The sequence below is a fragment of the Methanothermobacter sp. EMTCatA1 genome (assembly GCF_002356395.1).
Taxonomy (GTDB): domain Archaea; phylum Methanobacteriota; class Methanobacteria; order Methanobacteriales; family Methanothermobacteraceae; genus Methanothermobacter; species Methanothermobacter thermautotrophicus.
The window spans coordinates 1,017,565-1,041,335 of sequence record NZ_AP018336.1 but is presented as its reverse complement, the minus strand read 5'-3'; the positions used below and the strand labels follow the sequence as shown (position 1 = coordinate 1,041,335).

Here is a 23,771-nt window from a genome sequence, read left to right as displayed (position 1 = left end):
ATATGTTTAGGTTTGATAAGGAACAGATCGTACTGGATATAGCTGGAACCAAAATTGGTGGTCAGCCAGGAGAGTACCCAACTGTTTTAGCAGGAACAATATTCTATGGTGGACACAGCATCATTGAGGATGAAAAGGCCGGTGTCTTTGACAAGGACAAGGCAGAAGCCCTCATAAAGACCCAGGAAGAGATGTCTGATGTCACAGGTAACCCGCACATCGTCCAGACCTTCGGTCAGACACCAGAAGCAATTGTCAAGTACCTCGAATTTGTGGGTGATGTGACAGACGCACCATTCTTCATAGACTCAACATCCGGTGAGGCAAGGATCGCAGGTGCTAACTACGCCAGTGAAGTTGGACTTGAGGACAGGGCAATCTACAACTCAGTCAACATGGCCGCTGATGAGGCAGAACTTGAGGCCCTCAAGGAAACAAAACTCTCAGCTTCAATTGTCCTCGGGTTCAACCCAATGGACCCCACAGTTGATGGTAAGATTGGAATCTGGGAAGACGGTGCAGGCACAATAGACAAGGGTCTTCTTGAAATGGCTGCCGAGTGTGGTATCGACAAGTACCTCATGGACGTGGCTGTAACACCACTCGGTCAGGGTGCCGGTGTGGCTGTGAGGACATCCTTTGCAGTCAAGAGCAAATGGGGTTACCCTGTTGGTAGTGGTATACACAACGTGCCATCAGCCTGGGACTGGCTACGTGAATACAAGAAGGACCACAAGGAGGCCTGGCCTGTCTGTGACGTTGGATCCAACCTGATCCAGCAGATGGCCGGTGGTGACTTCGTCCTCTACGGTCCAATAGAAAACGCCAAAATGGCCTTCCCTGCCTGTGCAATGGCTGACATATTCATAAGTGAAGCAGCCAAGGACATAGGCACAGAACCAGTGGAAGATCACCCATTCTTCAAACTGCTCTAGGAGCAGTTAAACCATTTAATTTTTTTTCCAATAGCTTTAATACTAATCTCTTTATTTTTATTATAACAATCTTTAAATACAAGAAAACGGCAACATATTTCCGACACAAACTTTTAAGTGCCGGTATTCAATTATTATACTGGTCTTGAGGGTATTGAAGAAAATTCTTCAGTGGTGATAACTTGCTTGAAAGGGTATTGATTCTCATAGTGGGCCTTGTGGCCTCCTTGATACTGGTTATAAAATCTGCAGATCTATTCGTTGATAACCTGGTTGACCTTGGATCCTCCCTGGGGATATCTGAGGTCATACTCGGTGTTACTGCATCTGCCATCGGGACATCCCTCCCTGAATTCGGTTCAGCCCTCATAGCATCCCTGTCCGGGAGTACAGATATAGGGGTGGGATGTGTTATAGGCTCAAACATATGGAACATTGCAGGAATCCTGGGGATATCCTCTGTGGTGGCAGGGATCATAGAGACCAACGCCGACGGTCTTAAGAGGGATTTCAGCGCAACCCTTGTAACGGGCCTGATTCTTCTATTTTTCATGTTCTTCGGAAATATAGGTAAAATTGCAGCACTTGTAATGGTCCTAACCTATGCTGTTTATCTCTGGCGCCTCATAAAGGCCCAGAAGACCTATTCAGATGAAAATTCAGGTAAAAATGAAAGAGAACCCCTTGACCTAAAAAAGCTTGCTCTCACAGTCCTGGGATTCGCAGGTCTTGTTATAGGCTGCCGGATACTTGTGTACAGCGGAGTTGAACTGGCAGACATCGCAGGGATACCTGCCATGATAATGGGACTCTTCACACTGGCCATAGGCACCAGTATACCGGAACTCGTGGTCACACTGTCATCTGCGGTGAAGGGGCTCCATGAACTCTCAGTAGGCACAGTCCTTGGAAGCAACACCTTCAACATACTTGTGGGCATAGGTGTACCGGCCCTCATAGCACCTGTACCCGTCGAGAGACTGTCCCTCACCTTTGATGCGCCGGTGATGATACTTGTCACTGTGCTCCTTGTCCTCCTTATAAGGCAAGGGGACATGAAACTTAAGAGGAGTGGCGGCATAGTTTTACTTGCAGTGTACATATCATATGTTATTATGAGACTTTTTGTGCTGGCGTGATTGAAATGTACAGGAAAATTCTGGTTCCAACAATGGGAGAATACATGGATGAACTCATAGAGCACACCCTCGACCTCCTCCATGGGAGGGAAGCAGAGGTCATATGCCTATACGTGGTTGACACGGCGGTACCATTCCTCACACCCAAGAAGGTCAAGGAGATGATGGTTAAGGAGCTGACCCAGAGGGGTAATGAGATACTGAGGGACATGGAAAAGGGGCTCACAGGCCCAGAAAACCCCAATGTCAGCTTCAAGGCTGTTATGCGTGAGGGTGACCCTGCAGATGAGATAGTTAAAGTTGCAGAGGAGGAGGATGTCGACGTCATAGTGATGGGTACAGGTAAGAGCCTGGTTGACAAACACCTCCTTGGAAGTGTATCAGAGAAGGTGGTACACTACGCACCCTGCACAATTCACCTGGTGAGGACAGTCTAACAACAAACCCTCACCCACCAGACTTTCTAGGGTGAAGATCCCCTTTAAACCTTTTATTCTTTTTCATCTGGCCCTATTCATAAGATTTATATTAACTCCCCAGATACAATATTACATTAAATCAGGGGGTAATCATTTGTCATTTTTGAGCAGATTATTCGGTCCCAAGCCCATTATAGCAAAAAGCAGATTCATAACAATAGAGGATACTAAAACAGCACCCTTTACCAAGAAGACGGTGGGGTCAGGTTACTCAATGCGCCCGGATGTATACTACATTGTTGCCTCAGTGGAGCTCGGCAACACAACAACAAAGTGCATCCTCACAGCCACCAACCTCAACACCAGCAGGACCTACCTCCTTGACAAGACCGTCAAGATGACCCGTGACATAAGACCCCCACGGGAGGGAGAGGAGGTCTTTGGCAAGACAGTCTGGGGTGTTGAGCTCACAAAGGAGGCTGTCTCCGAACTTGTAAGAGACACGATACTTGAATCCCTCAGAAGGGCAAAGGTTGACATTGAAAGGGACCTCGACTTTGTTGTAAGATCCACCGGTGTAACAGCAGGTTTCGGGTCACCCGAGGAGGTGGGTAAACTCATAATAGCCCTGGCAGACGGCTGCCTTGCAGCAGGTATACCTCCCAGGAAGATGGCGCCCGCCCTCTCAAAGGAAAACATCCCCGAACGCCTCAGAGAATTCTGCTACCTCGACCGTGTAATATTCGACGGTGCAGTGGCAAGCGTTATACCTCCGACGGGCAGGGAGGTTGTTGCAAACGAGATGGAGGGAGAACTTGTAACAGCAGGCATCAAGGTCGGTTCAAAGTGGACAAATGTGGACTACAGGAACCCCTGCGTCTCCCTGGACTTTGGAACAACCCTGGCAGGCCGAATAGTCAATGCAGATGAACCCTACGCAAGGACCGTTGGAAACTTCTGCGGACTTGCAGGCGCAATACCGGACGCCATAATCAGGGGTACCGAGATGGTGGACTGCAGGGGCGGAGCAGCACTGGACCTCTACAAGAAATCCATCCTCAAGGGGGCCGACTGGAAGAAGGCCAGGAGGCATGCCGAGAGGATACATGATGAAATAATCGACATCCGGAAGGTCCCTGCAAACAGAAAAAGATTCGGAACGGTCCCCGTGGATACAGAGGCCGCCTACAGCGCAGGCACCACACTCATAGGATGTGACGCAGGTAAAAATGGTGATAAGCTCCCTGAACTAACAGAAATCGGTCACAGCATATACCAGGAGGATGGTATACACACCCTCTTTGCAACACTGGACCATGTCAGCGCACTCATAGCAAAGAGGCTCATAGATGAGGCCTTCGAGGAGGGTGTCATTGAGGAGGGTTCGGTCCTCGGTGTCACAGGCAGGGCCGGAATTACAGGCACAAAGCCCAGTCTAATACTTGAATATGTGAAGGACCGATTCAGGGACTGTATATTTGTCTCAGATGCCCTGGCCATGGGTGCAGCGGTCATGGCAAGGTGCATGAACTCCATGGGGACACCCCACACCCCCCTGGGAGGAAGGCAGAACGGCCCGTGCATCCTCGGAATGAGGAGAAAGTTGCAGTCAAGAAAGGAAGATAAATGGATTGAATAGGATGATGGCACTTGTAATGGCAGGTGGAAGGGGCACAAGGCTAGCTATCGACTGTGAAAAGCCCCTCCTTGAGGTAGCAGGACGACCCATGATAGACCATGTCCTCGAGGCCCTGGAGTCTGCCACCGGTGTTGATGGGATAATCGTGGTAACAAGCCCACACACCCCCCTGACAGAGGATCATGTTAGGGGAAGGCACCCCATATTCAGAGCATCGGGTGGAGGTTATGTGGAGGATCTCAGGGAGGTTCTCTCACACCTTGAGGACTCATACCATGAGCCCCTCCTTGTCATCAACTCTGACCTCCCACTTGTGAGGCCATCAACCATTGACTGGATAATAGCCAGCTACCATTCATGCCCGGAACCTGCCATGTGTGTCGCAGTACCAGAGGACCTGTGCAGAAGGCATGGACTTGATTTCTCAGGGTCCCTGGATGGATTAGTACCCTGCGGGGTAAATATATTAATGAGTAAAAACAGAGTACAAGAACAGAGGATCCTTGAGGCTTCCATGCTGGAGCTCGCGGTTAACATAAATAGCTGCAGGGATTTGAAGGTTCTGGAGAAGATTTTAGGTGAGATTGATGGAAGAGAAGAAGCTCATAAAAGGGGAAGAGAAGTACTGGAGTGAGATAAAGGGATACCAGGTCGCCACCAACAATGCACGCATCCTGGGGGAGCTTGAAGAACTCATAATCAACGATAAAACAGGTAAGATAACCGACGTGGTTATCAAGGTGGACAGTGGTAGAAACGTGACAGTCAAGGGGGCCAAGAAGAAGGGCGACTACCTCCTGGTACCATTCGGGAAGGTTGAAAAGGTCGGTGAATTCATAATAATCTCAGAATAACTATTTTTTCCTCTAATTATCCTTCCAGGGTTATATCCTCAGAGTAGAGGCTTGTACTTTTCTTTCAGTTAAAGAAGTTCCAGGATTACCCAAAAATAAAAAAATTCGCTGGATTTACATGCCCTTGAGGCTCATATCCAGCATTCTCTTGGTTTCAGCCGCAAGTTCGGGTGGAAGGCCGGTTATATCCATACTCAGGAAGCCCCTCACAATCATGGATGCTGCCTCCTCCTCGGTAAGACCCCTTGAGGTGAGGTACATGACCTCCTCCTCGGCTATCTTACCGACAGCGGCCTCATGGGACATCTCGAGTTCAGTGGCGCTACCCTCAAGTTCAGGGACAGCGTATATCATTGAGTCATCTGAGAGCACAAGACCGTGGCATTCAAGGTGACCCTTAACCTCAGGGACCCGCCCCGCAAGGTGACCCCTTGAATATATCTGTGATGAGTCCTTGGAGACAGCACGTGAGACCATCTCGGCACTGGATCCCCTGCCCTCAAGTATGACCCTTGAGCCCATGTCAAGCACAGAGTCCTTCTGACCACCAAGGATGGACTGGAAGACGACCCTTGAGTTCTCACCGGTACAGTAGGCTGTTGGATAGGACTGGATGCTCTTCACGGGGCTTGTCAGTATGTAGTTGTTTATGTAGGTGGCGTCATCACCCACCATTATACCGGTCCTGGGGCGCACCTCAACCTGCTCTGCCCAGTTGTGGACCATGGTGAAGGTTATCCTGGCACCCTTCTTGAGGTAGAACTCGGATACACCCACATGGAGGGCTGAGCTCACATCCTCTCCGGTTGCACAGCCTGTGATTATGTGAAGTTCAGAGTTCTCCTCGGCTATTACGATGTTATGGGCGGTCTGCATAACCCTCTCATCACCTATGAACATACAGGCCTGGAGGGGGAACACCTCACGTGCACCCGGCTTTGACCTTATGAAGTAACCACCCATTTCACCCTCAGCCTCCCTGAGGGCTGTGGTGGCGGTGTACTTGTCGGTGTCAACGGCAACTGCCTTCCACATGTAATCCTTCAGCCAGCTGTACTTATCGAGGGCGACATTCATTCCCATGATTTCTATTGACTCGGAGGCGCAGGTTGTGCAGATGCCTGACTGGTCAACCTGTATGAAGGTACCTGCCCTCTCCCTCTCCTCAGGGTCAACACCGACCCTCAGGAGTGTCTCCTGGACCTCCTTGGGGACCTCCTTGGCCCTTGTCACCTCCTCGTGTTCACCGGCCTCCTCCTTTATGAATTTTTCAAGGTCGATGTCCTCACCGTAGAGGGCCTTCTTTTCCTTGGCCTTCTCAGCCTTCTTCAGTGTATCCCGCAGCATTCAACACACCCCTTGAATCCGTCCTTCCTTATATCCTCAATTATCTCCTGTGGATTCCCTGAACATGCTATCCTGCCATCCATGAGCACATGGGCGGTATCAGCGCTTACAAAGTTCAGTATGTATCCCAGGTGGGTTATTAGGAGTCCTGACTTCCTCCTCAGACCGGGTTTCTTGTCCTTGTCAAGGAGCACGTTGATCTCCTCCGCCAGGAGCTCCACATTCTCAATGTCAACACCGGAATCCGGTTCATCGAACATTATGAAGTCAGGTTTCTGGGCCATTAACTGGAGGATCTCGGATCTCTTAACCTCACCACCTGAGAATCCAAGGTTTACATCCCTCTCAAGGAAGCTCTCATCGAATTTCATCTTGGCTGCAAGTCCCCGCAGCTCGGGTGTCAGTTCTTCCTCTGTTTCCATACCAGATTCAACCTTGAGGAGGTCCATGAGCTTCACACCCCTTATTGCAGGGGGGTTCTGGAAGCTGACACCTATACCCATCCTCACACGCTCTGTTGTGCTCAGATCGGTTATATCCTCACCCTTGAAGAGTATCTGACCATTTGTAACCTTGTACTTTGGAAAACCCAGAATCGTCATGAAGAGGGTGCTCTTACCTGAACCGTTGGGTCCGAGAAGGACATGTGTCTCCCCCCTATCGATGTAGAGGTCTATGTCCTTGAGGACCTGTTTTCCGCTAACCTCAACCGCAAGGTCGGTTATTTCAAGAAGCAGTTAAACCACCACCTATTTCTTCCTTTTAATAAATTATTCGTAGGATACAATAAATAGATTCCCATGGCAATCCTATTCTAGGAAGGACTCAAGGAGTTCAAGTGCGCACCGTATACCGGATCTCTGTCTCCTGAGGATCTCCTCAGCCCCTGAGAACCTGAGGTCCGCTTCAACATCGGAGTTTATGACCTCCTCCCTGTTTTCTGAGACAACTGCAATGCCGCCCCTTCCGATACCGGCGGTAGTACCTATACCCAGATCTGCGGAGGTGAGCTCCCTCACGGATCTTGCCATCATGAGGGCCACCCTCTCATCCTCCTCTTCAGTGTAGACCTTGATGTCATTCAGGGTGGCTGAGGGTTCAGGGGGTTCAAATTTGAGGATGCTCCGTATACCTGAGAGGGTTGGTATGAAGAGACCTGCCACCAGCACCACATCTGAGTCCACACTCCAGCTGTAGCCTCCAGGGTAGCCCATGGAGTAGGCGTGTATCTCCCTTGCAACGAATCCATGGGTGAAGCACTCAGCAGTCGCAACCCTTATCATCCGAGTTTCCTCCTGAGGAGTTTGAGTATCTCTGCAGTCATAACCTCCGATACACGGTCAAGGACGTATGGAGTTACTGGCTCCCAGTCCCTTATCAGTTTTCCTGTCCCCACAAGCAGGTGGTCAGTGACGCCCTCATCAAGGAGGTACTCCACTATGGGGTTCCCGGGATCAGCCTCCTCTATACTGATGGCATTCACATCCTCCTCACCTATCCCGAACACCCCCATGGTGCTGATGGTGGCGCAACCCATTTTCTGGGCGTACTTTATTATCTCTGCAGTCACAGGCAGTGTATCACCACCTGCAATCTCAACACAGACAACATCTCCCCCGAGGAGGTGGAGGTTGTCCTGGTCTATGTACTCGGGGATGCCCCTCACCGTCCTTGAGAAGCCAGGGGTTGCAAGTGATTCAATGAACTTCACCTTGTACTCGCCGGGCGTGGCACCCATGAGGCGGAATATGAGGTCATCGGCAGATACGCGCTGACCATCAATCACATTTATTCTCTCGGGGCCTCCCCTGTGTATCTGCATGAGGTTGAGGGCTGTTCGAAGCCCCAGCCTGCCGGCACCAACGAGGGTTACCTCCCCACGGGGGGCCTTTTTCCCTTCAAGTTCAGAGATCTCCAATAATATCACCGCCATTTTTTGCTCTTTCCCTTAAGTTCATGCGTTCCATGTACCTAAATGTAGGCGGCCCTGTACTCACTCCAGGGGGTGCCAGTATCCAGGAGTTCCGCCATGACCCCGAAATCCTCAATGACCTCACGGAGTCTGTGGAGACCGGGCATCTCGGTCGCATGGTGACCTGCATCTATGAGTGTCAGGTCCATGTTCCTCCCGAGGATGGCGGGTCCATGGGTGAGGTCACCTGAAAGGTACGCCGATACACCCTCACTCCAGGCCCTCATTATGAGTGATTTATCTGAGAGTCCAAAGCCAGAAACCACAGCGACCCTGTCCACGTATTCACGGGGATTAACAACCCGCAGGGTCTCAGGATTAAGAACCCCTGTTCTTTCGAGGAGCTCTTCAAGGGATAGATCAGCCCTACATATGCGGCCGACACCTGTATCAGGGTCAAGGAATGATTCAACATCCAGTCCCAGGGCATCTGCCAGGGCGTCACAGGCACCTCCATCGGCAACGTCCCAGTTGGAGTGGACTGTGAGGTAGGGGATGGGGGGTTCAACCTCAGGGGGGTGGTGGAGGACCAGGAGGTCGTAGCCATCCACAGCGACATCCTCAAGGTAATCCATGAGGACGAGGACAGCTTCAACCTCGATTTCAGGGCCATGGTATCCTATCCGGTCACCCGGGAGGGCAAGTTCAGGGGGGGCAACCCTATCCATCAATTCGATAAGGGAGTCTATTCTAATTGTTATCACCGTCCTCTTCTGTAACCTCCGACCTTATCATTCCAAGGTTCCCCTCAAGTATCTCATCGCAGCTGATATCCCCCAGGGACGATACAGTAAGGGCAGGTGATTCAAGGGCCCTGAGGAAGCCCTGAGGGTCCCTCTCTCTGAAGAGGATCCTCTCAAAGAACCTAAGGGTTGCGGTTGCATACAGTACTCCTCTACATTCAAGGGCATCGGCCATTGACCTTCGAAGAACCTCGACTGTGAGGGTCATTGTGCCCGAGGTCTTGGCACCGAGTCCAAGGGTGCGGAGTGACGCCTTCAGATCTGCTTCAACCGCCTCAAGCCGTTCAGCGGTACTGTTGTAGCCCATTATTGTTTCATCACTGCCATCAGAGGTCGGGTCCTCAACGATGAAGGCCCCTGCAGTGAAACCTGAGAGCTCCTCAGGGGTTACACCACCAATGCCGGTTGTATCAACTATGAGGTCCCAGTCACCATCCAGTCCATGAATACCCTCCCGGAAGTCCACATCTCCCCTAAGGAGGAAACGTGTCTGGGGGTTTATATCTGCAACTGTAACCCTGCAGTCAAGGGCGCCTGAGATTGCGGCGCCTGTGAAGTAGGATCCTATAATCAGGGCATTTTCAGGTTCAAATCTGGCATCATCGAGCCACCCAGTGACTGCAGAGGATTTGAGATGGGATATCCGTCTTACTATGTCACCAACTGTGAGGGATGAGAAGAAGGTCTTCACGGTTTCTGTTATGCCTGTTTCAGGGGGTTTCATTTTTGATCAGCTGTTTTTTAGTTCTTTGTGGTTCATACTGTTTATGGACCTGTTTTTCTCTGCTGTTCTTTGATGGGGCCTTTATCTTTTAAACCCTATCCTCTCAAGTGCATGGGTCATCTCTGACCTCACAGCCTCTCTCACTTCCATGCTGTGTATTACATGTGGGGGGGACATGGCTGCAGATAGCAGGCGCCCCCTGGAGTCCATTATAACGAGGAGGGACCCTGAACCAGGGACCCCGAGCCTCCCCCTGGCAATTACAAGGTCCGCACCTGAGATGTCCAGCGCCATGAGGGCCTTTGTGACTGCTGGCATCCTGGTGAGGTCTGCCCAGTTGGTGTTGAACTGAAGGTGTTTGGCTTCCCGCAGATTGAAACTTCTGAGGACATCGTTTATTGCATCAACCTTCTCAGCATTCCAGTTGGGGACCACGGTCCTGCGGGCACTCCTTATGTACTCCCTTATGGCCTCAACCTCTTCAGCTCTGTCACCGCGGCGTCTGTCCTCTGCAGATTCAAGGTAGGCTTTACCTATGAGGTCCTCAAGCATTTCAACACCCCCAATCAGAGCAGAGCCACTCCCTCGGCTGAGGGGGCAGGTTTTAACTGGGCCCTCAGTCCCATTTCCTTCACAACCTTCAGGACGTCCCTGAGGTTCCCGTAGCGGGGGGACCCCACACCCTTAACGTCATGGGGGTAGCCGTCCGGTATAACAGTTGCAAGGTTATCGGCCCCGGCCATCAGGGAAAACCTGACATTCTCGGGCCCTATTGTGGGTGTTGGAACCGTTATCCTTATGTCAGGGTAGAGGATCCTTGTAATGGCTATGGTCTTCATCTGCTCACTCAGGGGGCAGGGCGGATGTTCCTCCATTGGAGTGCCAGGGTAGGGGTTGAATCCCATTATGGGTATCTCACCAAGGGTTTCAAATTTAGATAGAAACTTAAGGTGCTCCAGGCGATCAGCGTAACTTTCACCAAGACCTATGAGGAGACCGCTTGAGAGCTCAATACCTGCCTCAGAAACCATTTCACAGACCCTGATCCTATCCTCGATTCTCTCACCGGGTTTAACCCTGCTGAAAAGTTCCCTGTTGGTGGTTTCAAGGTTGCAGCATACAGTGTCTGTCCCGTAGTCTGCAAGTTTCTCTGTGGCACTCCTGTTGAGGTCAGATCCAACGTTTATGAGGAGTTCAAGTGATGTGTTCTCCTTAACTATCCTGGCAGCCTTCACGGCATGCTCACCATTGAATCCGTGGGCACCTGAGCAGCTGACCCTGGGTATTCCTGATTCCTCTATTATGAGGGCGGCTTCAAGGATCTCATCATCAGTTTTGAAGAATGAGTTATAGTAACCATTTTTTGATGTGCCTGCAGCAAATCCACAGTAACCGCACCGTGGCCTGACCTGGCACATGTTTGTTATGTGCACCGTGGATGTCAGCTTCACAGACCCACGGTTCTCACGCATTATATTGAAGGCTGTTTTCATGAGACTGGCAAGATCCCTGGATTTTCTTATTCTGAATAACTGGATAACCTCTCCATCCTGGAGCTGGTACCCTTCTGCCGCCTTTTTCAGTATTTTATCTATCAATTTAACACCAGTTTCAGCTGCTTGGGATTGAAAAGTCAGTAAATTGAAGTGTAAAAATTACTTGGATAAAAAAATAAATAAATTTTTCTGGGATTTTCCCAGGTTTATTTTTTCCTCTTCTCGAGGATTTCGAAGACGGTTGGGAGTATGTCTGCTGATGCTCCGAAGTTCATGGAGTCAGCTGTACCCAGAAGTGCACCGGGGTCGAGGTTCTCTTCCATCTTGTCTATTCCAACCTTATCCATAAGGGCTGTTATCTGTTCAAGTGACTCCTTGGCCATCATCTGTGCGAAACCTGCGGGTGCGCCGAGTACCTGTGTAACTGAGTCCCTGTAGGACAGTATACCAGCGTAGGTTATTGCTGTGAGGGCTGAGCACATGTCACATACAGGTCCGAGGAGTTCGGCTGGTAGCCTGTATGCGTTGCCCCTTGCTTTCTGTCCGAGTTCGAAGAGGGTGTTTATGGCTTCCTCTGAGGCGTAACCCTCTGCAATGTAGACCTGGCCCTTCATTTCGGGTACGGCACCTGGGTGGTAGGATGTTACGTTGAGTGTTTCAGGTTTGGTTACAAGGTCGCCGTGTTTCTCTTCGAATATCTTGTAGAACTTGGTGGTTGGAATTGTGCAGGCGTGGGTGACGATGGCGCCTGGTTTTATATCGTCTATGAATTTGTTGATTATGTCTGGCTGCATGTCACCCTTTGGGAACCAGGTCATTATGAAGTCTGCGTCTGTCACAGCTTCCCTGTCATCTGTTGTTATTTCGAATCCAAGGTCTTCAGGGTGTGTAAAGTGTATTGCACCTTCTGGTGGTTTTGGAAGTTCCTTTGCGACTTCGTTGACCTTTTCCCTGATCTGTGGCATTATTTTTTCAGGGTCCTCCTTGTGGGCTTCTATGACGTCCTCATAGGCGAAGTCGTCTATAACGGTGAACTGGTTGTCGAATACAGGGTCTGCAACGACGACTTCATCAACACCTGCAAGTTCCTTTAGTTCTGCACCCATTGTTATTGTGGAATGGGTCATGGCTATTTCTGGCTTTCCAACCATTTCAGCGACCTCACAGGCCCTGGAAAAGTTTGTTATTCCACTGGCCGCGTGGGTCCTGTAACATCCTGCACCTAGTATTGCAAGTTTCATATCTATCACTCCATTTCTGTAATACTACTCATATTATTAGTAGTACAGATTAATCGGTTTCCACTATAAATATATTTTTTGATAATTTTCAAACCAAAAAACTTATAAAGAGAATTTATTCAGCTTTGGCAATTTCAGGGTAAGCCAATTTAAGCCATGTCTTCATTTCATCCTCCTTTGGGAAGCCGTTGCCATCCAGGACCCGCATAATAATTATATGAAAATAATCAAAATTATTAAGATATTAATATCAGGGACCTGTGGCTGGGTTGCTTCAATCCACTGATCCTAACTGGAAGGCTGCCCTTAACTCTGTAATGGCATGGTGCTGGTTGTTCTGAGAGATCAGAGTACAAACCAGGTTAAATATTAAAAACTAAGCATTTATTATGAATTATAATTTCCTGCCAGAATATTAACTGGGGATCTATTAGGGTCGCATGGCCATAATTTTAAATTATTATTGATTTAAAACGGTTAAATGATTAAAATTACGGTTTTTTGAGATTTTTATGTAATTATAATGGTTCAGATGTCTTTTAAATTTTAGGAACATTTATATATGTAATACTTGTTAGCAGATAATTATGACAAACACGATAAAACTGGAGGTTGTGGTGAAAGCATGGAGATTCAGATTCATAAAATTGGACTTTTTCGGCCTGGAAAAAATCCAAAATCGTGTACCCTGAGCCTTGACATGGACTGGAAAATTGACTACACAAATTTCGAGAAGAATTCGGTTGGATACACATTCTATGTGGAATCTCTCAATGGAATACCCTTAAATTTTAAAATAGAAGGAAAGGTTGTCCTTGAGAACTCCGAGAAACTCCCGGAAAACCTATCAGAAGTTCTCCTTGACTCTGGACTGAAGATCATGGTTGAACTCTTCAACGTAACACGTGACAGGACGATAAGTGTTCAGAATGAACTTGTCAGCATCGATGAGTTTCAGAGAAAAGTAAAGAATCTGGAGGTGTAGAAAATGATGGTGAAACACACAGTATGCCCCTCATGCAGCGCAGGATGTGGGGTGAACCTTATAGAGATTGATGGATCCCCGGTGGGGACCTACCCCTACAAGAGGCACATCATAAACGAGGGGAAGACATGCAGAAGTGGAAGGGAATGCTATGAGATTCCAGTAAAGGCTAGAATAACATCCCCTGCAGTTAAAAAATCAGGGAACCTCAAGGGTGCAGCCTGGGATGAGGTCCTTGATGGACTCACAGAGATGATCTCATCACCGGAGACAGCCATACTCACAACCGGCACCCTGACAGATGAGGAGGCAGCTAAACTCAAAAGAATCATAGAAAGAGTTGATGTAAAAAAATACGGTCTTATAACCGTGTTCCCAGAATTCGATTATCCAGAAATAGATGTGAGGAAAATAAGGAACTATGGTAATATTGCAGTAATTGGTGACGTCATGAACTGCGCACCCCTCCTCGCAAGGAGGATGTTCCAGGCGATGGATGGTGGTGCAGAGGTCCGATCGTACGATAGGAGGGAGATAACAAGGACGGCCATGAACTCCAGCTCCCACACCACCTTTTCAGATAATTCAGATCTTCTAGATAAACTCAGGGAGTTTCCAGCAGACCTCATAATGATTACAGCTGAAATCCCTGATGTAATAGGCGATGTACTTGAGACCTCAGCTGAAACAGGGGCTGCGGTTCTGCCCGTATTTGAGGACTTCAACACCAGGGGTGTGATGCAGCACATACCACCCATCCGTGACCATGAAGAAATTGAATCCCTGTGGCTCATTGACCCGGGTGCAGTTGCAGAACCCCTGGATGTTAAGGGATCATTCGCCCTCCAGTCAATAAAAACTTCAGGTGCAGTTCCTGACATCTTTCTTGCAACCGCTGCCTGGTGTGAAAAGGGGGGCTCATACACAGGTGCAACAGGACATACTGTAAAACTGGAACCTGCAATACCGGAACCTGAGGGGGTTCTCACAGACGGTGAAATATTTGACAGAATACTCGAGAGGCTGGGTGATTGAAATGAAATACATTCTTGCAAGGGCCACCGATGAGGAAATTCAGAAAAGGGGAGAGTGCGGCGGAGCAGTAACCGCCATATTCAAATACATGCTTGATGAGGAGATCGTGGACGGAGTCCTGACACTTGAAAGGGGAGATGATATCTACGATGGAATCCCGATCCTCCTGGAGGACTCAGATGAGATCGTATCAACCTGCGGTTCACTTCACTGTGCACCGACCATGTTCGGAGACCTCATATCACGGTACCTGAATGATATGAGGCTGGCAGTGGCTGTGAAACCCTGCGATGCAATGGCCATCAGGGAACTTGAAAAGAGACATCAGATTGACCCTGGTAGGGTATACAAGATAGGATTGAACTGTGGGGGCACCCTCAGCCCGGTATCCGCCAGGGAAATGATAGAGACCTTCTATGAAATAGACCCTGATGACGTTGTCAGAGAGGAGATAGATAAGGGAAAATTCATAGTCGAACTAAAGGATGGCAGTCATAAGGAAATATCAATCGATTACCTTGAGGAGGAGGGCTTCGGAAGAAGGGAAAACTGCCAGAGATGCGAGCTGATGGTGCCCAGGAATGCAGACATTGCCTGTGGAAACTGGGGTGCAGAGGAGGGATGGACCTTCATCGAGGTCAACACAGATCGGGGCGAGGAAATCATCGAGGGGGCCCGCAGGGGGGGCTACCTCGAAGTCAAAGAGCCACCGGCGAAGATGATAGAGATCAGGGAGAAAATTGAAAATACCATGATTAAGATGGCCAGGAAGTTCCAGGAGAGGCATCTGGAGGATGAGTACCCCTCCCTGGATGAATGGGAAGAATACTGGAAACGCTGCATCAACTGCTTCGCATGCAGGGATGTGTGCCCAATATGCTTCTGCAGGGAATGCGAACTTGAGAAGGATTACCTCCTGGAGTCAGATGAAAAGTCACCTGACCCCCTGACCTTCCAGGGTGTGAGACTATCCCATATGGGCTTCAGCTGCATCAACTGCGGACAGTGTGAGGATGTTTGCCCCATGGACATCCCCATCGCAAGGATCTACCACAGAATACAGAGGAAATACCGTGACAGAACAGGTTTCACAGCAGGTGTGAGTGAAGAGCTACCTCCAATGTACAGTGGAGAGAAGGATTAGAGTTTGATGGTGATTTTCGAGCCAGAGATAGTGGGATTCTGAGGTGATGGTATGAGTTTCGAGCCAAAGATAGTGGGATTCTGTTGTAACTGGTGCTCCTATGGTGGAGCCGACACTGCGGGAACAGCGAGGATGCAGTACCCTCCAAACGTCAGAATAATAAGGGTGATGTGCTCCGGTCGTGTCAATGCCTCCATGATACTGAAGGCCTTCCGTGACGGTGCAGACGGAGTCTTTGTTGGTGGATGTCACATAGGGGACTGTCACTATGATTCTGGGAACTACAAGTGGAAGAGGAGGGCCCAGTTCATTGAGGATATACTGCCGGAGTTTGGCATTGAGAAGGAGAGATTCAGGTGGGAGTGGATATCAGCATCAGAGGGCGAGAAGTTCCAGAAGACGATGAAGGAATTCTATGAAACGGTGAAGTCACTGGGGCCCCTCAGGAGGGCAGGGAAGTAAAGGGGTATTAAAATCTGAACCCATTCCCTGCATTTTTATTAACCCACCACTTTTATCAAAGCTTAAATTAGCATCCCTTCCATACTGAGTTACAGTGACTTTGAAGGTGAAACAATATGCATGAACTAATCAGGGAAGCTGTGGATAACCCGGGTACAGCCTGGGAGATCATTAAAATGGACAGGGATGTTACAGAGGTCGTGGATGCTGTTTCTGACCTATCCAGGGAGGATAAGATTAAACTTGGAGCAACCTTCAAGAGGTTTCCCCTGGGCTGTGATCTCACAGAGCTCATTGTGGGTACCTGTGCCTCTGACCTTGAAAAGATTGACCTCATGGGAAACTGTATGCTCTCTGACACCATAGGTGCAACCATACATGTATGCGCCTATGCATTTGCAGATATAGCCGAGAGCTATGGCATGAGACCCGTGGAACTCATGAGGGAGGTGAGGGAAACAACGGAGGTGCCCCTGGACCTTGACCACTTCGGAAGATACGGGCCAATGAGGTTCCCCAGATCCATAACCGGGTGCGGCGGCCAGTGCTACCTTGAAGGCCCGCCCTTCGAGGGCTGTCCAAGGGAGAGAATACATGCAAGGCTCCTTGACAGGGAAAAGGAGGGGCTACCTGACAGGGAAGAATGGGTTGAACTGTCATCCTCTGTTGCAGTTAACCTGACACCCGTACAGGGGGCTGAAACCCACGCAGCACCCCTCGAGGAGGCTGAGGAAGTTCTGGAACTTGCCAGAAAACATGGGAAGGGCGTTGAGGCCATAATGTTCGTTGGGGATGGATACGATGACCTCATATCAGGCTTCGAGGCAGGACTTGAGATGGGTGTCGATGTATTCGTCCTTGAGGGGGGCCCCTTTAACCTTGCAGGGGACCGTCTGGATGCCTTTGCAGGGGCAGTTGCAGCGGCAAGGATACTCACCCCCGGAAAGATAGTTGCAACAAACGGTGCATACGAGGATGAGTGCCGTATAGGCCTCAGGGCGGGCCTCAATGCAATCATAACAGGATTCCCGAAGAACCATCATGGTTACATGTGCGGATACACTCCAGGCACAGCCAGGAGGGGTAAATTCGGGCTTCCAAGGGTCATGAAAATAATGAGGGAGGAGGTTGAATCCGGCCTCACACCGGTACCCATACAGAAGGCCCAGCTGGAGGCTCTGGCAGCGGCTGTGAAGGTTTCAGGAACAGAAAACGTTTATCCACGGACCCTGGGTTACACCTACGTTGGCGACGCCCACTGGGCATGCCTTCCATCAACACCTCTCTATGAGAGGGTGGAGGTGAAGAGGGATGTGAATGCACTTGTGAAAATGGCTGAGGATGGTGATATCCATGGAAGGGTGGCCATATTCGGTGCAAGGTTCGTCTCATGGGTTATTGCAGATAAACTGGATGGCCTTGTGGATGAATTCGTCATTGTGGACAGGGACCCATGGGTTGAGCAGGTGACGGTTGATAATCTGAGATCAGAGCTAAGGACAGATGTTCACCCGGGAAATTCTGATGATGAGGGCGCCTACAGTTCGGCTGATTCATCGATAGTGTCCACCACCATCCCCCAGATATCTGCAAAAATTTCCGGAAAATTCAGGGACACGGTGACGCTTGTGTAGGTTTCATAGGAGCCTTCTGGTGGAAGGGGAGTGGTATTAAAAATAATAAAAATTTTAACCACACATATAAAATTTTCGAAATTGTTTCATAAGTAACCTTTATACTTACCACTCCTAAACCATATACCAAGTACAATTATAGTACGATCCAAAAGCAAGGAGGAAACTCTATGGCTGAAGATGACATAAAAATTGTGATGTTCTGTTGTAACTGGTGTTCCTACGGTGGAGCCGACACTGCGGGAACAGCAAGGATGCAGTACCCTACAAACATTAGGGTTATCCGTGTGATGTGCTCCGGAAGGATAGAACCACAGTTCGTTCTCAAGGCATTCAGGGAAGGCGCTGACGGTGTCCTTGTAACAGGATGCCACCATGGTGACTGCCACTACGACGCAGGAAACTACAAGCTTGACAGGAGAATGAGGCTGATCTACAAACTGGCAGATGAGCTTGGAATCGGCAGGGAAAGGATCCACCACGACTGGATATCAGCATCAGAGGGTGAAAAATTCGCTGAAACAGTTAAGATGATGGTTAACAGGATAAAGGACCTTGGCCCATCACCAATCAAAAAACAGCTAGCTGAAGCATAAGGAGGATTTCAAATGGCTGAAAAGATAAAAATAGGAACAATGTGGCTTGGAGGATGCTCCGGATGCCACCTGTCCATTGCAGACTTCCATGAAAAGCTCATAGACGTTATGGAACATGCGGACTTTGAATTCAGCCCCGTGTTAATGGACACAAAGTACGATGAAATTCCTGAACTCGATGTCGTCATCATCGAGGGCGGAATCGTCAACGATGAGAACAGGGAATTTGCCGAGGAGCTCAGGGAAAAGGCCAAGTTTGTCATAAGCTACGGTACCTGCGCAGTTTACGGAGGTATACCCGGTCTCAGGAACCTCTGGGACAAGGACGAAGTTATCGAGGAGGCCTACATAAACTCCATCACAACACCCAACGAGGAAGGTGTTATCCCATCTGAAGACGTACCCCACCTTGAGGGAAGGGTCAAACCACTCGGTGAAGTCATAGACGTTGACTTTGAGGTCCCTGGCTGCCCACCACGCTCAGATGTGGCTGCAGAAGCAGTTATGGCACTTCTAACAGGTGAGGAAATAGAACTCCCTGAAACAAACCTCTGTGAAGTCTGTCCAAGGGAGAAACCACCAGAAGGCCTTGCAATGGACTTCATAAAGAGGCAGTTTGAGGTTGGTAAACCAGAAGACGACCTCTGTCTCATACCACAGGGACTCATATGCATGGGCCCTGCAACAGTATCCATCTGTGGCGCCGAATGCCCGAGCATAGCCATACCCTGCCGTGGATGCTACGGCCCAACAGCACGTGTTGAGGACCAGGGCGCCAAGATGATAAGTGCTATAGCCTCTGACTACAAGGTCGAGGAGGACAAAACCGTCGACCCTGAGGAAGTGGCTGAACAGCTGGACGATATTGTTGGAACATTCTACACCTTCACACTTCCAGCAGCACTCATACCAATGAAAATACAGAAGGAGGGTAAATAGATGGTTAAACTCACAATGGAACCTGTGACCCGTATAGAAGGTCACGCCAAGATTACCGTACACCTTGATGATGCAGGTAATGTTGAAGACACAAGGCTCCATGTCATGGAGTTCCGTGGGTTTGAAAAGTTCCTCCAGGGAAGACCCATCGAGGAAGCACCAAGGATAGTTCCAAGGATCTGCGGTATCTGTGACGTGCAGCACCACCTGGCAGCAGCCAAGGCTGTTGACGCATGTTTCGGTTTTGAACCAGAGGATGTCCTTCCTGCAGCCTACAAGATGAGGGAGATCATGAACTGGGGTTCATACATGCACTCCCACGGTCTGCACTTCTACTTCCTTGCAGCCCCTGACTTCATAGCAGGTAAGGACAGAAAGACAAGGAACGTCTTCCAGATTATAAAGGATGCCCCTGATATTGCTCTTCAGGCCATAGAACTACGTAAAAACGCCCTTGAACTTGTGAGGGCCACCGGTGGAAGGCCAATCCACCCAACATCATCAACACCAGGTGGTATCTCAACAGAACTCGACGATGAAACCCAGAAGGACCTCCTCAAGAAGGCCCAGAGAAACGTTGAACTGGCAGAGGCCACCCTTGAACTGGCAATTCCCATCTTCGAGGAGAACATTGACCTCGTGAACTCACTTGGTAACATCGAAACCTACCACACAGGTCTTGTGAAGGACGGTGTATGGGACGTCTACGATGGTATAGTGAGGATAAAGGACAAGGAAGGAAACATGTTCAGGGAATTCAAAGCACCAGACTACGCCGACACAATCGCTGAACATGTCAAGCCCTACTCATGGCTCAAGTTCCCATACATAAAGGACCTGGGATACCCGGACGGTGTCTACCGTGTCGCACCCCTCTCAAGGCTAAACGTTGCAGACAAGATGCCTGATGCAGCTCCAAAGGCACAGGATTACTTCAAGGAATTCAGGAAAACCTTTGGATACGCACAGCAGACACTCCTCTTCCACTGGGCAAGGCTCATAGAACTCCTCGCATGTGCTGAATGTGCAGTCGACGCACTTGAAGGAGACCTATCAGGAGAGAAGTTCCCTGATTCACTTGAAAGACAGGCTGGAGACGGTGTGGGTATAGTTGAGGCGCCAAGGGGAACACTCACACACCACTACACCTGCGATGAAAACGGCCTCATCACCAAGGCAAACATCGTGGTTGCAACAATCCAGAACAACCCGGCCATGGAGATGGGTATCCAGAAGGTTGCCCAGGACTACATCAAACCTGGCGTTGAAGTGGATGATAAGATATTCAACCTCATGGAGATGGTTATAAGGGCATACGACCCATGTCTCTCCTGCGCAACACACACCATTGACAGTCAGATGAGACTTGCCACCTTGGAAGTATACGACAGTGAAGGCGACCTTGTAAAAAGGATCTAATTTCACCAGAAAGGTGGTAAAATGATAATCGTCAATAAAGAGGACTGCATAAGGTGTGGTGCCTGCCAGGGGACCTGCCCAACCGCAGCCATTGAGGTAACACCTGAGGATGTCATCTACTGTGACATCTGTGGCGGGGAACCAAAGTGTGTTGACATATGCCCCACAGGCGCCCTCAAACTCGAGGACCTTGTGGTTGACGAGGCAGGCAACACACAGGGCAGGATAGTCTTCAACCCTGATAAGTGTAACGAGTGCGGGGACTGTGTGGAGGTCTGCCCTCCACAGATCCTCAAACTCGACGAGGGAAAGGTCAAGAAGGTCCCGCTTCAGGGATTCTGTGTCATGTGCCAGAAGTGCGTTGACATATGCCCTGTAGGGGTTATAGGTGTTGAGGGCATCAAGGAACCTGCAAAGGTTGAACTGGAAATCGAGGGGCCAATATTCATAGCCGACTGTGTGGGTTGTGGAATGTGTGTCCCTGAATGTCCTGTGGACGCCATAACCCTTGATAAGGTCGGCGGCGTCATAGAGATCGATGAGGACACCTGTATAAAATGTGGTGTCTGCGCCCAGACCTGTCCATGGAACGCCGTCTACATATCAGGCAGGAAGCCAGAAAAGAGGGCCAAGGAGATCAAGAAATTCGAGCTGGATGAGGATGCCTGTATCGGCTGTAACACATGTGTCGAGGCATGTCCCGGTGACTTCATAGTTCCAAGGACATCCAACCTCACAGTTGAACTGCCAGCCATCTGTACGGCATGTGGACTCTGTGAACAGCTCTGTCCTGTTGACGCCATAGACCTTGAGGTGGAGCTGGGTCCTGCGAAACCTGCAAGTGAAGAGGGCCTTGTCTGGGATGAGGAGAAATGTGACTTCATAGGCGCATGCGCCAACATCTGCCCCAACGACGCCATAAGGGTGGTCACTAAGGAGGGCATGAGGGTCCCGGACAATGAGAAGGTCGATGAGGAACCATCCTTTGCCATGTGTACCCGCTGCGGTGCATGTACGGTGGCCTGTCCTAAGGGCGCACTGAGCCTTGTTGATATGGACAAGGTCGTTGATGGTGAGGTTGTCAAGAGGAAGAGGGTACAGTACAACCCTGCCCTCTGTGACCAGTGCGGTGACTGTATTGAGGCATGCCCATACGACATGCTGAAACTCACCGACGAGAAGGTTCCACTTAAAGGGTTCTGCATACTCTGTGACCAGTGCATACCTGCCTGTCCTAAGGGTGCACTGTCACTCAAATAAACCCCCTCTTTTTTTGTTTTCAGATGCAGGATTCCAGCTATCACAGACCCTGTTATTATCACTGATAATATTTTTATGAAAAATGATTTTTCATATTTAAAATTTTTCTTTTTTTCCTTTTGAAAACATTTATATTATCCTTTTTTCTTATTCAATAGAGTCATAGATGTCAAAAAACTGAAGCATAAGCGGTTATATTCAGATTAATACTGGGTAATAACGACATGTACAGTATGGCTTGTTCTATAATGAGCTGTGCTCTGGAGGTTGGAGGATGAACTTCGGTATAACCTGAAGGTCCATTTCGAGACATTGGTGATGGATAGCTCCTTCATGAGGTGACCATTTCCATGGATTATCGCTGGCAATCCCATAACCCCATCAGTTTTATTAATAAAATAGTAAATTTTATTAATAAATAAATAAAACAAGAGGTGTGAATACCATGCCAATGTATGAAGACAGAATAGATCTCTACGGGGCAGATGGTAAGCTCCTCGAGGAAGATGTTCCTCTTGAAGCCGTAAGCCCCCTTAAAAACCCGACAATAGCAAACCTGGTAAGCGACGTGAAAAGGTCAGTTGCAGTGAACCTGGCCGGGATAGAGGGAAGCCTCAAGAAGGCAGCCCTGGGTGGAAAGTCCAACTTCATCCCGGGAAGGGAAGTTGAACTGCCAATAGTTGAAAACGCAGAGGCAATAGCTGAAAAGGTCAAAAGACTTGTTCAGACCTCTGAAGACGACGACACAAACATCCGCCTCATAAACAACGGCCAGCAGATCCTCGTACAGGTCCCAACAACAAGGATGGGCGTGGCTGCAGACTACACAGTCTCAGCCCTGGTCACAGGAGCTGCAGTTGTACAGGCAATAATCGACGAATTCGACGTGGACATGTTCGATGCAAACGCAGTCAAAACCGCTGTCATGGGAAGATACCCACAGACAGTTGACTTCACAGGAGCCAACCTCTCAACACTCCTCGGACCACCAGTACTCCTAGAAGGTCTTGGATACGGTCTCAGGAACATAATGGCAAACCACGTCGTGGCCATCACAAGGAAGAACACACTCAACGCATCCGCACTATCATCCATACTCGAACAGACAGCAATGTTCGAAACAGGTGACGCAGTCGGAGCATTCGAAAGGATGCACCTGCTTGGACTCGCCTACCAGGGACTCAACGCCAACAACCTCCTCTTTGACCTTGTTAAGGAGAACAGCAAGGGAACAGTGGGTACAGTCATAGCATCCCTCGTTGAAAGGGCAATAGAGGACAGGGTCATCAAAGTGGCCAGTGAAATGAAATCAGGCTACAAGATGTACGAACCAGCCGACTGGGCTCTATGGAACGCATACGCAGCAACAGGTCTCCTTGCAGCAACAATAGTCAACGTGGGAGCAGCAAGGGCAGCCCAGGGTGTGGCATCAACAGTGCTCTACTACAACGACATACTCGAATACGAGACAGGTCTGCCAGGTGTGGACTTCGGAAGGGCAATGGGTACCGCAGTAGGATTCTCATTCTTCAGCCACTCCATCTACGGTGGAGGTGGACCAGGTATATTCCACGGAAACCACGTCGTTACAAGGCACAGTAAAGGATTCGCTCTACCATGTGTGGCTGCAGCAATGTGCCTTGACGCAGGTACACAGATGTTCTCAGTCGAGAAGACCTCAGGACTCATAGGATCTGTTTACAGCGAAATAGACTACTTCAGAGAACCAATAGCCAACGTTGCAAAAGGTGCTGCAGAGATAAAGGACCAGTTATAGGTTAACACGGG

General features: G+C 49.4%; 25 protein-coding genes. 16 read left to right on the top strand and 9 right to left on the bottom strand.

Translation table 11 applies throughout. The features are described from left to right. Positions 1–2 precede the first annotated feature (2 nt). The 6 genes from mtrH to tca_RS05470 all read left to right on the top strand — a co-directional run bounded on the left by mtrH (position 3) and on the right by tca_RS05470 (position 4,986). Positions 3–935, top strand: a complete 933-nt coding sequence (gene mtrH, locus tca_RS05495) for a tetrahydromethanopterin S-methyltransferase subunit H (protein ID WP_010876780.1) — start codon at positions 3–5, stop codon at positions 933–935. A 182-nt stretch (positions 936–1,117) separates the two neighbouring features. After that, positions 1,118–2,074, top strand: a complete 957-nt coding sequence (locus tca_RS05490) for a calcium/sodium antiporter (protein ID WP_115891956.1) — start codon at positions 1,118–1,120, stop codon at positions 2,072–2,074. A gap of 5 nt (positions 2,075–2,079) precedes the next feature. Beyond that, positions 2,080–2,511 (top strand): universal stress protein, encoded by a 432-nt coding sequence (locus tca_RS05485; protein ID WP_048175724.1) that lies wholly within the window; start codon positions 2,080–2,082, stop codon positions 2,509–2,511. A gap of 136 nt (positions 2,512–2,647) precedes the next feature. After that, positions 2,648–4,132, top strand: a complete 1,485-nt coding sequence (locus tag tca_RS05480) for a methanogenesis marker 14 protein (protein WP_048175723.1) — start codon at positions 2,648–2,650, stop codon at positions 4,130–4,132. 1 nt (position 4,133) lies between these two features. Next, positions 4,134–4,766, top strand: a complete 633-nt coding sequence (locus tca_RS05475; protein ID WP_048175722.1) for a TIGR00454 family protein — start codon at positions 4,134–4,136, stop codon at positions 4,764–4,766. After that, positions 4,720–4,986, top strand: coding sequence for a PRC-barrel domain-containing protein (locus tca_RS05470; protein ID WP_048175721.1), 267 nt, complete (start codon positions 4,720–4,722; stop codon positions 4,984–4,986). Before tca_RS05475 ends, tca_RS05470 begins: the two co-directional genes overlap by 47 nt. A 114-nt stretch (positions 4,987–5,100) precedes the next feature. On the opposite strand, the gene tca_RS05465 is transcribed toward tca_RS05470, so the two are convergent. The 9 genes from tca_RS05465 to hmd form a co-directional block, all read right to left on the bottom strand. Further along, positions 5,101–6,333, bottom strand: coding sequence for a SufD family Fe-S cluster assembly protein (locus tca_RS05465; RefSeq protein ID WP_048175720.1), 1,233 nt, complete (start codon positions 6,331–6,333; stop codon positions 5,101–5,103). After that, a complete protein-coding gene (gene sufC, locus tca_RS05460; RefSeq protein ID WP_048175719.1) occupies positions 6,315–7,070 on the bottom strand; it encodes a Fe-S cluster assembly ATPase SufC in 756 nt (251 codons plus the stop codon). Before sufC ends, tca_RS05465 begins: the two co-directional genes overlap by 19 nt. A 72-nt stretch (positions 7,071–7,142) precedes the next feature. Continuing rightward, positions 7,143–7,616 (bottom strand): FeGP cofactor biosynthesis protein HcgF family protein, encoded by a 474-nt coding sequence (locus tca_RS05455; RefSeq protein ID WP_048175718.1) that lies wholly within the window; start codon positions 7,614–7,616, stop codon positions 7,143–7,145. Further along, positions 7,613–8,266 carry a hypothetical protein gene (locus tca_RS05450; protein WP_286708665.1) on the bottom strand — a complete coding sequence of 218 codons (654 nt, stop codon included), beginning with the start codon at positions 8,264–8,266 and terminating at the stop codon, positions 7,613–7,615. Before tca_RS05450 ends, tca_RS05455 begins: the two co-directional genes overlap by 4 nt. 38 nt (positions 8,267–8,304) lie before the next feature. Then, the gene (locus tca_RS05445; protein WP_269889638.1) at positions 8,305–9,009 is read right to left on the bottom strand and encodes a Nif3-like dinuclear metal center hexameric protein; all 705 of its coding nucleotides are present in this window, start codon (positions 9,007–9,009) and stop codon (positions 8,305–8,307) included. Beyond that, entirely contained in the window at positions 8,996–9,772 is a 777-nt protein-coding gene (locus tca_RS05440) for an SAM-dependent methyltransferase HcgC family protein (RefSeq protein WP_286708664.1), read from the bottom strand. The genes tca_RS05445 and tca_RS05440 overlap by 14 nt, the downstream gene beginning before the upstream one ends. A gap of 81 nt (positions 9,773–9,853) precedes the next feature. After that, on the bottom strand, positions 9,854–10,324 hold the full coding sequence (locus tca_RS05435) for a DUF3236 domain-containing protein (RefSeq protein ID WP_286708663.1): 471 nt from the start codon (positions 10,322–10,324) through the stop codon (positions 9,854–9,856). Between the two features lie 14 nt (positions 10,325–10,338). Beyond that, positions 10,339–11,370, bottom strand: a complete 1,032-nt coding sequence (gene hmdB / locus tca_RS05430; protein ID WP_286708662.1) for a 5,10-methenyltetrahydromethanopterin hydrogenase cofactor biosynthesis protein HmdB — start codon at positions 11,368–11,370, stop codon at positions 10,339–10,341. 104 nt (positions 11,371–11,474) lie between these two features. Then, positions 11,475–12,509, bottom strand: coding sequence for a 5,10-methenyltetrahydromethanopterin hydrogenase (gene hmd, locus tca_RS05425; protein ID WP_286708661.1), 1,035 nt, complete (start codon positions 12,507–12,509; stop codon positions 11,475–11,477). 625 nt (positions 12,510–13,134) lie between these two features. On the opposite strand from hmd, the gene tca_RS05420 reads away from it, so the two are divergent. From tca_RS05420 to mcrB, 10 genes are all read left to right on the top strand, one after another. Beyond that, the gene (locus tca_RS05420) at positions 13,135–13,494 is read left to right on the top strand and encodes a hypothetical protein (RefSeq protein WP_286708660.1); all 360 of its coding nucleotides are present in this window, start codon (positions 13,135–13,137) and stop codon (positions 13,492–13,494) included. Between the two features lie 3 nt (positions 13,495–13,497). After that, positions 13,498–14,529, top strand: a complete 1,032-nt coding sequence (locus tca_RS05415) for a formate dehydrogenase (RefSeq protein WP_286708659.1) — start codon at positions 13,498–13,500, stop codon at positions 14,527–14,529. Further along, positions 14,525–15,673, top strand: a complete 1,149-nt coding sequence (locus tca_RS05410) for a Coenzyme F420 hydrogenase/dehydrogenase, beta subunit C-terminal domain (RefSeq protein ID WP_286709236.1) — start codon at positions 14,525–14,527, stop codon at positions 15,671–15,673. The genes tca_RS05415 and tca_RS05410 overlap by 5 nt, the downstream gene beginning before the upstream one ends. 51 nt (positions 15,674–15,724) lie before the next feature. Then, on the top strand, positions 15,725–16,135 hold the full coding sequence (locus tca_RS05405; RefSeq protein WP_010876762.1) for a hydrogenase iron-sulfur subunit: 411 nt from the start codon (positions 15,725–15,727) through the stop codon (positions 16,133–16,135). Between the two features lie 116 nt (positions 16,136–16,251). Beyond that, entirely contained in the window at positions 16,252–17,769 is a 1,518-nt protein-coding gene (hmdC, locus tag tca_RS05400; protein ID WP_286708658.1) for a 5,10-methenyltetrahydromethanopterin hydrogenase cofactor biosynthesis protein HmdC, read from the top strand. Positions 17,770–17,939: 170 nt separating this feature from the next. Then, positions 17,940–18,365 (top strand): hydrogenase iron-sulfur subunit, encoded by a 426-nt coding sequence (locus tca_RS05395; protein WP_010876760.1) that lies wholly within the window; start codon positions 17,940–17,942, stop codon positions 18,363–18,365. A 12-nt stretch (positions 18,366–18,377) separates the two neighbouring features. Beyond that, positions 18,378–19,304 carry a F420-non-reducing hydrogenase subunit MvhG gene (mvhG, locus tag tca_RS05390; RefSeq protein WP_286708657.1) on the top strand — a complete coding sequence of 309 codons (927 nt, stop codon included), beginning with the start codon at positions 18,378–18,380 and terminating at the stop codon, positions 19,302–19,304. Beyond that, on the top strand, positions 19,305–20,723 hold the full coding sequence (gene mvhA, locus tca_RS05385) for a F420-non-reducing hydrogenase subunit MvhA (RefSeq protein ID WP_286708656.1): 1,419 nt from the start codon (positions 19,305–19,307) through the stop codon (positions 20,721–20,723). 21 nt (positions 20,724–20,744) lie between these two features. Continuing rightward, entirely contained in the window at positions 20,745–21,983 is a 1,239-nt protein-coding gene (mvhB, locus tag tca_RS05380; protein ID WP_286708655.1) for a polyferredoxin protein MvhB, read from the top strand. Between the two features lie 445 nt (positions 21,984–22,428). Next, on the top strand, positions 22,429–23,760 hold the full coding sequence (gene mcrB, locus tca_RS05375) for a coenzyme-B sulfoethylthiotransferase subunit beta (protein WP_269899190.1): 1,332 nt from the start codon (positions 22,429–22,431) through the stop codon (positions 23,758–23,760). The last annotated feature ends 11 nt before the right edge of the window (positions 23,761–23,771 follow it).

Bases quoted from the DNA above. Each gene is read 5' to 3' on its own strand.
- mtrH (WP_010876780.1), top strand. From the start codon at position 3: ATGTTTAGGTTTGATAAGGAACAGATCGTACTGGATATAGCTGGAACC.
- tca_RS05485 (WP_048175724.1), top strand. From the start codon at position 2,080: ATGTACAGGAAAATTCTGGTTCCAACAATGGGAGAATACATGGATGAA.
- tca_RS05475 (WP_048175722.1), top strand. From the start codon at position 4,134: ATGATGGCACTTGTAATGGCAGGTGGAAGGGGCACAAGGCTAGCTATC.
- tca_RS05470 (WP_048175721.1), top strand. From the start codon at position 4,720: ATGGAAGAGAAGAAGCTCATAAAAGGGGAAGAGAAGTACTGGAGTGAG.
- tca_RS05465 (WP_048175720.1), bottom strand. From the start codon at position 6,333: ATGCTGCGGGATACACTGAAGAAGGCTGAGAAGGCCAAGGAAAAGAAG.
- tca_RS05455 (WP_048175718.1), bottom strand. From the start codon at position 7,616: ATGATAAGGGTTGCGACTGCTGAGTGCTTCACCCATGGATTCGTTGCA.
- tca_RS05450 (WP_286708665.1), bottom strand. From the start codon at position 8,266: ATGGCGGTGATATTATTGGAGATCTCTGAACTTGAAGGGAAAAAGGCC.
- tca_RS05440 (WP_286708664.1), bottom strand. From the start codon at position 9,772: ATGAAACCCCCTGAAACAGGCATAACAGAAACCGTGAAGACCTTCTTC.
- tca_RS05435 (WP_286708663.1), bottom strand. From the start codon at position 10,324: ATGCTTGAGGACCTCATAGGTAAAGCCTACCTTGAATCTGCAGAGGAC.
- hmd (WP_286708661.1), bottom strand. From the start codon at position 12,509: ATGAAACTTGCAATACTAGGTGCAGGATGTTACAGGACCCACGCGGCC.
- tca_RS05420 (WP_286708660.1), top strand. From the start codon at position 13,135: ATGGAGATTCAGATTCATAAAATTGGACTTTTTCGGCCTGGAAAAAAT.
- tca_RS05415 (WP_286708659.1), top strand. From the start codon at position 13,498: ATGATGGTGAAACACACAGTATGCCCCTCATGCAGCGCAGGATGTGGG.
- tca_RS05405 (WP_010876762.1), top strand. From the start codon at position 15,725: ATGAGTTTCGAGCCAAAGATAGTGGGATTCTGTTGTAACTGGTGCTCC.
- hmdC (WP_286708658.1), top strand. From the start codon at position 16,252: ATGCATGAACTAATCAGGGAAGCTGTGGATAACCCGGGTACAGCCTGG.
- tca_RS05395 (WP_010876760.1), top strand. From the start codon at position 17,940: ATGGCTGAAGATGACATAAAAATTGTGATGTTCTGTTGTAACTGGTGT.
- mvhG (WP_286708657.1), top strand. From the start codon at position 18,378: ATGGCTGAAAAGATAAAAATAGGAACAATGTGGCTTGGAGGATGCTCC.
- mvhA (WP_286708656.1), top strand. From the start codon at position 19,305: ATGGTTAAACTCACAATGGAACCTGTGACCCGTATAGAAGGTCACGCC.
- mvhB (WP_286708655.1), top strand. From the start codon at position 20,745: ATGATAATCGTCAATAAAGAGGACTGCATAAGGTGTGGTGCCTGCCAG.
- mcrB (WP_269899190.1), top strand. From the start codon at position 22,429: ATGCCAATGTATGAAGACAGAATAGATCTCTACGGGGCAGATGGTAAG.